Origin of the sequence: Massilia sp. UBA6681 (assembly GCF_002454935.1) — a bacterium.
GTDB classification, from domain to species: Bacteria; Pseudomonadota; Gammaproteobacteria; order Burkholderiales; family Burkholderiaceae_D; genus Telluria; species Telluria varians.
On sequence record NZ_DKJX01000018.1, the window covers coordinates 5,828 to 13,735 of the forward strand.

Sequence of the window (7,908 nt, forward strand, 5' to 3'; positions counted from 1 at the left end):
GCGACGCTGGCGGCGACGGCGAGATGGGTCGGTTCGGCATTCTCGAAGCCGTCGACCTCGCCGGGATGGATGCCTTCCTTGGCCAGCAGCTGCTCGACCGTGACCCGGGTGCCGGAGCCGCTCTGGCGGTTCACGAAGCGCAGGTCCTTGCGGCGCAGGTCTTGCACGCCGTGGATGCCTTTCGGGTTCCCGGCGGCTACCATCAGGCCCTGCTGCCTGCCGACGAACCGGATCAGCTTGTGGCGGCCCGGCTTGAGCATGGACTTGAAGGCCTTGTGCGTCATGCTGCCGGGCGCGTGGTCTTCGCTCACATGGAAGCCCGCCAGCAGGCACTCGCCGCGCGACAGGGCGGCGATGCACTCGAGGCTGCCGCGGTATTGCAGGTCCAGGTGCAGCTTGGCGTCGCGCGCCAAGAATTCCTTCAGGCGCGGCAGGGCCAGGTCATGGCTGGCGAACATGGAAATCACGTGTGCCTGCGGGTCGAAGGCCAGCGCGAATTCGCGCTCCATCTCGGCGATCAGGTTGTCGACCTGCGGTTGTACGCGCATCCGGGCGCGCCGTTCGGCGAACAGCAGCTTCTCCCCGAAGGGCGACAGGCGGGCCCGCTTGCCGCGTTCCCAGACGATCAGGTCGGCCCGCAGCGCCGTCTCGAAGCGCTTCAGTTCACCCCAGATGTGGCGGTAGGACAGTCCGAGCTGCGCCGCCGCCGCGCCCACCGATCCACACGCATGGATGGCGCCCAGGATATCGAACAAGGGATTGCCGAGCTGCTGCCCGGAGACTGCCGCATCGTCGAAGGTGTAGGACAGCTTGATGCGCAACATATGCAAACTTGTTCATATTGAAAGATTTTCAGTATAGCTTAGGATGGCGCATCCACCACTTACGATGGGGCGGTCAAACATGCGCTTCCTGAGCAAACAGCTTGCCCTGCTGGGCTTCCTGCTGGCGGCGACTGCGCCAGCCCTGGCCCAGCAGGCGATCAGGCTCTCCACCACCACCAGCACCGAGAACTCGGGCCTGCTGCAATACCTGCTGCCCAAGTTCGAGAGCAAGACCAATTACAGGATCAGCGTGATCTCGGTCGGCACCGGCAAGGCCCTCGAGCTGGCGAAGAATGGCGACGTCGACGTGACTTTGGTCCATGCGCGCGCGGCGGAGGACAAGTTCGTCGCCCAAGGCCATGGCGTCAAGCGCCGCGACGTGATGTACAACGACTTCATCCTGGTCGGTCCGCTAAGCGACCCAGCCGGCATCAAGGGCAGCAAGGACGTGCTCGCGGCGATGAAGAAGATCGCCGCTAGCCAGGTGCGCTTCGTCTCGCGCGGCGACAACTCGGGCACCGATCAGATGGAAAAGGCCTACTGGAAGCAGGCCGGCGCCCAGCCGCAGGGCGTCGCCTATATCTCCGCCGGGCTGGGCATGGGCGAAGTGCTGAACATGGCGGCGGAAATGAACGCCTACACCCTGACCGACCGCGCCACCTATATCGCCTACAAGGCCAGGACCGGCCTGCAGATCGCGGTCGAGGGCGACCCCAGGATGTTCAACCCCTACGGCATCATCGCGGTGAATCCGGAGCGCCACAAGCACGTCAACTACAAGGGCGCGATGCAGCTGATCGAGTGGATGACTTCACCCGAAGGGCAAAGGCTGATCGCCTCGTTCAAGGCGGGCGGCGAGCAGGTCTTCTATCCGTCCGCGAAAGCGGCCAAGTGATGCGCGCCGCAGCCCATGTTCACGCTGACGAAGCAAGCGCCTGGCTGCCGACGAAACCGTCGAGGAAGTCGATGAAGCTCTCCGCCGCCGGCGACAGCGAGCGTCCCGGGCGCGTGTAGAGGAAGAAGCGGCGCGTGAGCACCGGTTCCTCCAGCTGGCGCATGACCAGGCCGTAGAGCGTGGCCAGCGGCGCGGCGTAGGGCATGCATACCGTCACCCCGAGTCCGGCGGCGGCCATCGCCAGCGCGGTCGTCATGAAGGTGACCTCGTTGGCGGGCTTGACCGATGGCGCATGCTTTGAAGCGTGCATGTCGTCCAGCAGGCGCTCGGTGAACTGGCCCTGCAGCGAGATCAGCGGGTAGCGCGCGACGTCCTTCCAGGTGACGCGCGCCTGCTTTTCCAGTTCGTGCCCTCGCGGGAACACCAGCGCGAAGGGCATCTCGAACAGCAGACGCGCGTCGAGCGGCGGTGCGGGTTCGCGTTCCGGGCCGATGCCGATGTCGGCTTCGCCCGACAGCACCCGGTTGACCACGCTTTCCACGCCGGTGTCGCCCAGGCGCACCTCGATGTCGGGGTAGCGGGCGCGGTAGGCGGCGATCGCCTCCGGCATCAGGGTGCAGGACAGCAGCTGGGGTGCGGCGATGCGCACGATGCCCTTTTTCAGGCGCGTGTGGTCGGCCACATTGGCCAGGGCGCCGTCGAGGTCGTCGATCATCTGGCTGAACAGCGGGTAGAGTTCCTTGCCGATGTCGGTGAGCAGGGCGCGGCGCGTGCTGCGGTCGACCACCTTGGCGCCCAGGGTCTGCTCGAGCTCCTTGATCAAACCCGAGAGCGCCGATTGCGTGACGTGCATTGCCTGCGCGGCAAGCGTAAAGTTACCCGTCTTGGCCAGGGCCACGAATGCGCGCATCTGGCGCAGGGTCGGATTCATAAGCTTATCTAATAAATCGAGCGAAAAATACTGTTTGAATGATAGTACGTTTTGTTCTCTAATGGCGAAAAGCAAACACCAAGCAAAGGAAACGCCATGAAACTCGCCACCCTCAAGACCGGCGGCCGCGACGGCACGCTGGTCGTCGTCAGCCGCGACCTGGTCACCTGCCAGGCCGTCCCGAAGATCGCCCGCACGCTGCAGTGCGCGCTGGACAACTGGGATGAGCTAGCGCCGCAGCTCAAGAAGGTGTACGAGCGCCTGAACGCCGGCACTGCCGACAAGGCCGAGTCCTTCATCGAGGAAGAATGCCATTCGCCCTTGCCGCGCGCCTACCAATGGTGCGACGGTTCGGCCTACATCAACCACGTCGAGCTGGTGCGCAAGGCGCGCGGCGCCGAGCTGCCGGAATCCTTCTACAGCGATCCGCTGATGTACCAGGGCGGCTCGGATTCCTTCGTGGGTCCCTGCGACCCGATCGCCGTGCTCTCGGAAGAGTGGGGCGTGGATCTGGAGGCCGAGGTGGCGGTCATTACCGGCGACGTGCCGATGGGCGCGTCAAGCGAAGAAGCGGCTAGCGCGATCCGCCTGGTGATGCTGGTGAACGACGTCTCGCTGCGCAACCNNGACGAGCTGGGCGAGGCCTGGCAGGACAGCAAGCTGCACCTGCCGCTGCTGGTGACGCTCAACGACAGCCCCTTCGGCCGCCCGAACGCGGGCGAGGACATGACTTTCAGCTTTGCCCAGCTGATCGCGCACGCCGCCCGGACGCGCGAGCTGGGCGCGGGCAGCATCGTCGGTTCCGGCACGGTGTCGAACAAGCAGGGCAGCCTGCACGGATCGAGCATCGAGAACGGCGGCGTCGGCTACTGCTGCCTGGCCGAGGTGCGCATGTACGAGACGATCGAGGGGGGCAAGCCGCACACGCCCTTCCTGGCGTATGGTGACACCGTGCGCATCGAGATGGTCGACAAGGACGGCGCCAGCATCTTCGGCGCGATCGACCAGGAAGTATGCCCTTATCACAGGAAAGCCTGAGAGGAGACCCGCATGAAGCTCTACACCTATTTTCGCAGCTCGGCCGCGTACCGGGTGCGCATCGCGCTCAACCTGAAGGGACTGGACTACGAGGCGGTGCCGGTGCACCTGCTGCGCGAGGGCGGGCAGCACCTGATGGACAACTACCTGACCATCAATCCGAGCGGGCTGGTGCCGGCCCTGCAGGACGACCGCATGACGCTGACGCAGTCGATGGCCATCATCGAGTACCTGGACGAGCTGCACCCGATGGTGCCGCTGCTGCCGAAGGACGCGGTCGGCCGTGCCCGCGTGCGCGAGNNACCTGCGCGTGCTGAAGTACCTGGTGAAGCACCTGGGGCTGTCGGAAGAAGCGAAGACCGACTGGTATCGCCACTGGGTGATCGAGGGGCTGCGCTCGGTGGAAGCGCACCTGGCGCGCAACCTGGGCACGGGGCGCTTCTGCCACGGCGACACGCCGACCATCGCCGACTGCTTCCTGGTGCCGCAGGTGTTCAATGCGCAGCGTTTCGATATCGACGTGGATGCGTATCCGACCATTGCGCGCATCAATGCGCTGTGTGTGGATTTGCCGGCGTTCAAGGCCGCGCATCCGTCGCAGCAGCCGGACGCGGAGTGATCCCTTGGTGGGCGCTTGTTGCGCCCACCAAGGACATCCCATCAATGCCGGGTTTCCGATCGATCCGGCTCCGACGGCGACGAGATCTCATCCAGCGCCCCCTCTACCGCCCCGGTCGACTTGGTCGCGATGTCCCCCAGCGACACGATCCCCACCAGCTGCCTGGAGTTCTCGTCGATCACCGGCACGCGCCGGATCTGCACGTCGCCCATGGTGTCCATCACCTCGTCGAGGTCCTGGTTGCTGTAGCAGGTGCGCACGTCGGTGCTCATCACGTCGCCCACGAAGGTCTGGTCCGGCGACTGCCCGGCCGCCACCGAGCGCACGGTGATGTCGCGGTCGGTGATCATGCCCACCAGCCGGTCGCCGTCGCAGACGGGAATCGCGCCGACGTTGAGCTCGTCCATCATCTGCGCCGCGCGCTGCACGGTTTCCTGCGGGGAGATCGTTTGCACGTCGGGCGTCATCACTTCACGGATCGTTTGCATGGCTCCTCCTGAATGAGTGAGTGGAAGGGTGAAAATCATGCCTTGAAATGCCGAAGGCGGACGCTAGATTGACGCTGGGAATGCGCCAAGCCCTGGGCTACAATCCCGCTTCTTTGCGCCTTGCGATTTCGCCATGTCCAACCATCCAATTCCCGCCCCAATCATCGTCGCCCTCGACCGTGCCGACGCCTCCTGGCGCCCCATCCTCGAGGCCGGCCTGCAGGCCGTCGCCGCCGCCGACCCAGGCTATTTGCCGGCGCTGGCGGTCGACGACTACTTGCCGACCGGGGGCCGCATCTTCGCCGCCTTTGCCCAGCCGCTGGATCGGGTGAAGCACGTGCTGGTGGGGGAGGGGCCCTACCCGCGCGCCGAGAGCGCGACCGGGGTCTGCTTCATGGATGGCGCCGTCGGCGAGCTGTGGTCGGAAACGGGCCTGTCGAAACCGGTCAACCGCGCCACCTCGCTGCGCAACTTCATGAAGATGCTGCTGGTGGCAAATGGTCAACTCGATGCGGGCGACACCGGCGGCAGCGCGATGGTCCCGGTAGCCCAGGCTGCCCGCACGAACGGCTCCATCCAGACCCTGNNTTCCTGCTGCTGAACGCGGCCCTGGTGTTCCGCAAGCATGTCGCGCCGGCCATCGATGCACGCGCCTGGCAGCCATTCCTGCAGACCGTGCTTGCTGCCTTGGCAAGCCAGCCGCAGCCGCCGACGCTCGTTCTGTGGGGAAAGATCGCCGAGCAGTTGAAAAAGCTGCCGGAAGCGGCGCGCCTGCCGCAGATCCATGCCGAGCACCCGTACAACCTGTCTTTCATCCAGCACCAGGGGATGCAGGCGCTGTTCGGGCCGATGGAACTGCTGCGTTTGCGATAAAGGCCGGGAGGAGGAAAGGCCCATGGAGGTTTTGGGGCCCTCCAAGACAAGCCAGTCAGGATTTGCTATACTTGACTAAATCGATCAACTAATCGGCGTATTCAGCAGGCTCTCTCAAGAGATTTGATTGTTGCGCTGCACCGATGAGTTGAAAAGAGGCAATATTTTACACTAACCGGGGTTCCGATGCGTCTGACCACCAAAGGCCGTTTTGCTGTTACCGCGATGATCGACCTCGCCCTGCGCCAGGGCAATGGTCCGGTCACGCTGTCGGGCATCAGCCAGCGCCAGGCCATTTCGCTGTCGTACCTGGAACAACTGTTCGGCAAGCTGCGCCGCCACCAGATCGTCGAGTCGATCCGCGGCCCCGGCGGCGGCTACAGCCTGGCCAGAACCGCCGACAAGGTGACGGTGGCCGACATCATCATCGCGGTCGACGAGCCGCTCGATGCGACCCAGTGTGGCGGCAAAGAAAATTGTCACGGCGCCGATGCTGCTTCCGGCACCCGTTGCATGACCCATGAGCTGTGGACCACGCTGAACGCCAAGATGGTCGACTACCTCGATTCGGTCTCGCTGCAAGACCTGGTCGACCAGCAGAAGCAGAAAGAACAAAACGTCGTGGTGGTGCACCGCACCGCTGCCACCGCTGCACAAAACATTGAAACCGGAGTGAACTGATGAACGCGCCTTTGGACAAAAAAACCGAGCAGAGCTTCGTGACTGCGCCGCATTTCCCGATCTACATGGATTACTCGGCGACCACTCCGATCGATCCGCGCGTGGCCGACAAGATGATCCCCTACCTGCGCGAGCAGTTCGGCAACCCCGCATCGCGCAGCCACATGTACGGCTGGAGCGCCGAAGCGGCGGTCGAGGAAGCCCGCGCCAACGTGGCGGCCCTGGTCGGCGCCGACCCGCGCGAGATCATCTGGACCTCGGGCGCGACCGAATCGAACAACCTGGCCCTGAAGGGTGCCGCCCACTTCTACAAGACCAAGGGCAAGCACATCATCACGGTCAAGACCGAGCACAAGGCGGTGCTGGACACCGTGCGCGAACTGGAGCGCCAGGGCTTCGAGGCGACCTACCTCGAGCCGCAAGATAATGGCCTGATTACCGTCGCCCAGCTGGAAGCGGCGATCCGTCCGGATACCATCCTGGTCTCGGTCATGCTGGTGAATAACGAGATCGGCGTGATCCAGCCGATCGACGCGATCGGCGAACTGTGCCGTTCGAAGGGCATCATCTTCCATTGCGACGCCGCGCAGGCGACGGGCAAGGTCGAGATCGACCTGAACAAGACCAAGTGCGACCTGATGACCTTCACCGCGCACAAGACCTACGGCCCGAAGGGCGTCGGCGCCCTGTACGTGCGCCGCAAGCCGCGCGTGCGCCTGGAAGCGCAGATGCACGGCGGCGGCCACGAGCGCGGCCTGCGTTCGGGCACGCTGCCGACCCACCAGATCGTGGGCATGGGCGAAGCTTTCCGCCTTGCCAAGGAAGAGATGGCGTCGGAACTCGAGCGCGTGAAGGCGCTGCGCGACCGCCTGGCCAAGGGCCTGCTGGAGATCGAAGAGGTCTACATCAATGGCGACATGGACCACCGCGTGCCGCACAACCTGAACGTCTCGTTCAACTACGTCGAGGGCGAGTCGCTGATCATGGCGATCAAGGACATCGCCGTGTCCTCGGGTTCGGCCTGCACCTCGGCCTCGCTGGAACCGTCCTACGTGCTGCGCGCACTGGGCCGCAGCGACGAACTGGCGCACAGCTCGATCCGCTTTACCATCGGCCGCTTCACGACCGAGGAAGACATCGACTTCGCAGTGAATCTGCTGAAGTCGAAGGTCGGCAAACTGCGCGAACTGTCGCCGCTGTGGGACATGTTCAAGGAAGGGATCGACCTTAACTCGATCCAATGGGCAGCCCACTAATGAACCGCGATAAACCTACTGCGCGTTGCACTGTCGGCCTGCGATGCTCGCTGTACTACTNNCAGCTGCGCTTCTCGGCCAACATTGCTGCCGCTCGCTACGGTTTCTCACGATTCATAAATTAAATACTAGGAGCACTACCATGGCATATTCGGACAAAGTACTGGACCACTACGAGAACCCGCGCAACGTCGGCGCCTTCGACAAGGGCGACGATGCGATCGGCACCGGCATGGTCGGCGCGCCGGCCTGCGGCGACGTGATGAAGCTGCAGATCAAGGTCAACGACCAGGGCCTGATCGA

At 64.2% G+C, this 7,908-nt stretch carries 8 protein-coding genes and 2 pseudogenes; 7 read left to right on the forward strand and 3 right to left on the reverse strand.

Annotated elements, in window-relative coordinates; translation table 11 throughout:
* The coding region (locus tag B2R83_RS02420; RefSeq protein WP_292038116.1) for a substrate-binding domain-containing protein at window positions 1-824 on the reverse strand (824 nt) is incomplete at its 3' end.
* Window positions 825-903: 79 nt separating this feature from the next.
* Here B2R83_RS02420 and B2R83_RS02425 point away from each other — a divergent pair.
* Window positions 904-1,719: a substrate-binding domain-containing protein gene (locus B2R83_RS02425; protein ID WP_292038117.1), complete on the forward strand. Its 816-nt coding sequence runs from the start codon at window positions 904-906 to the stop codon at window positions 1,717-1,719.
* 19 nt (window positions 1,720-1,738) lie between these two features.
* Here the strand turns inward: B2R83_RS02425 and B2R83_RS02430 are convergent, their stop codons facing one another.
* Window positions 1,739-2,650 carry a LysR family transcriptional regulator gene (locus tag B2R83_RS02430; RefSeq protein ID WP_292038118.1) on the reverse strand — a complete coding sequence of 304 codons (912 nt, stop codon included), beginning with the start codon at window positions 2,648-2,650 and terminating at the stop codon, window positions 1,739-1,741.
* A gap of 96 nt (window positions 2,651-2,746) precedes the next feature.
* On the opposite strand from B2R83_RS02430, the gene B2R83_RS02435 reads away from it, so the two are divergent.
* Both B2R83_RS02435 and maiA read left to right on the forward strand, forming a co-directional pair.
* Window positions 2,747-3,688: a fumarylacetoacetate hydrolase family protein gene (locus B2R83_RS02435; protein WP_292038119.1), complete on the forward strand. Its 942-nt coding sequence runs from the start codon at window positions 2,747-2,749 to the stop codon at window positions 3,686-3,688.
* A 12-nt stretch (window positions 3,689-3,700) separates the two neighbouring features.
* A pseudogene (gene maiA, locus B2R83_RS02440) lies at window positions 3,701-4,307 on the forward strand (maleylacetoacetate isomerase).
* Between the two features lie 41 nt (window positions 4,308-4,348).
* On the opposite strand, the gene B2R83_RS02445 reads toward maiA, so the two are convergent.
* Window positions 4,349-4,795: a CBS domain-containing protein gene (locus B2R83_RS02445; protein WP_292038120.1), complete on the reverse strand. Its 447-nt coding sequence runs from the start codon at window positions 4,793-4,795 to the stop codon at window positions 4,349-4,351.
* Between the two features lie 133 nt (window positions 4,796-4,928).
* Between B2R83_RS02445 and B2R83_RS02450 the strand changes: the two are divergent.
* From B2R83_RS02450 to B2R83_RS02465, 4 genes and pseudogenes are all read left to right on the forward strand, one after another.
* Window positions 4,929-5,668: pseudogene (locus B2R83_RS02450) on the forward strand (uracil-DNA glycosylase).
* Between the two features lie 186 nt (window positions 5,669-5,854).
* Window positions 5,855-6,349 carry a Fe-S cluster assembly transcriptional regulator IscR gene (iscR, locus tag B2R83_RS02455; protein ID WP_036213865.1) on the forward strand — a complete coding sequence of 165 codons (495 nt, stop codon included), beginning with the start codon at window positions 5,855-5,857 and terminating at the stop codon, window positions 6,347-6,349.
* Window positions 6,349-7,605 (forward strand): IscS subfamily cysteine desulfurase, encoded by a 1,257-nt coding sequence (locus tag B2R83_RS02460; RefSeq protein ID WP_292038121.1) that lies wholly within the window; start codon window positions 6,349-6,351, stop codon window positions 7,603-7,605. Before iscR ends, B2R83_RS02460 begins: the two co-directional genes overlap by 1 nt.
* Before the next feature lie 142 nt (window positions 7,606-7,747).
* Window positions 7,748-7,908: iron-sulfur cluster assembly scaffold protein (locus tag B2R83_RS02465; protein WP_292038123.1), on the forward strand; the 161-nt coding region annotated here is incomplete at its 3' end.

Excerpts from the sequence above, each read along its gene's own strand:
- iscR (WP_036213865.1), top strand. The coding sequence starts at position 5,855 with ATGCGTCTGACCACCAAAGGCCGTTTTGCTGTTACCGCGATGATCGAC.
- B2R83_RS02430 (WP_292038118.1), bottom strand. The coding sequence starts at position 2,650 with ATGAATCCGACCCTGCGCCAGATGCGCGCATTCGTGGCCCTGGCCAAG.
- B2R83_RS02460 (WP_292038121.1), top strand. The coding sequence starts at position 6,349 with ATGAACGCGCCTTTGGACAAAAAAACCGAGCAGAGCTTCGTGACTGCG.
- B2R83_RS02445 (WP_292038120.1), bottom strand. The coding sequence starts at position 4,795 with ATGCAAACGATCCGTGAAGTGATGACGCCCGACGTGCAAACGATCTCC.
- B2R83_RS02425 (WP_292038117.1), top strand. The coding sequence starts at position 904 with ATGCGCTTCCTGAGCAAACAGCTTGCCCTGCTGGGCTTCCTGCTGGCG.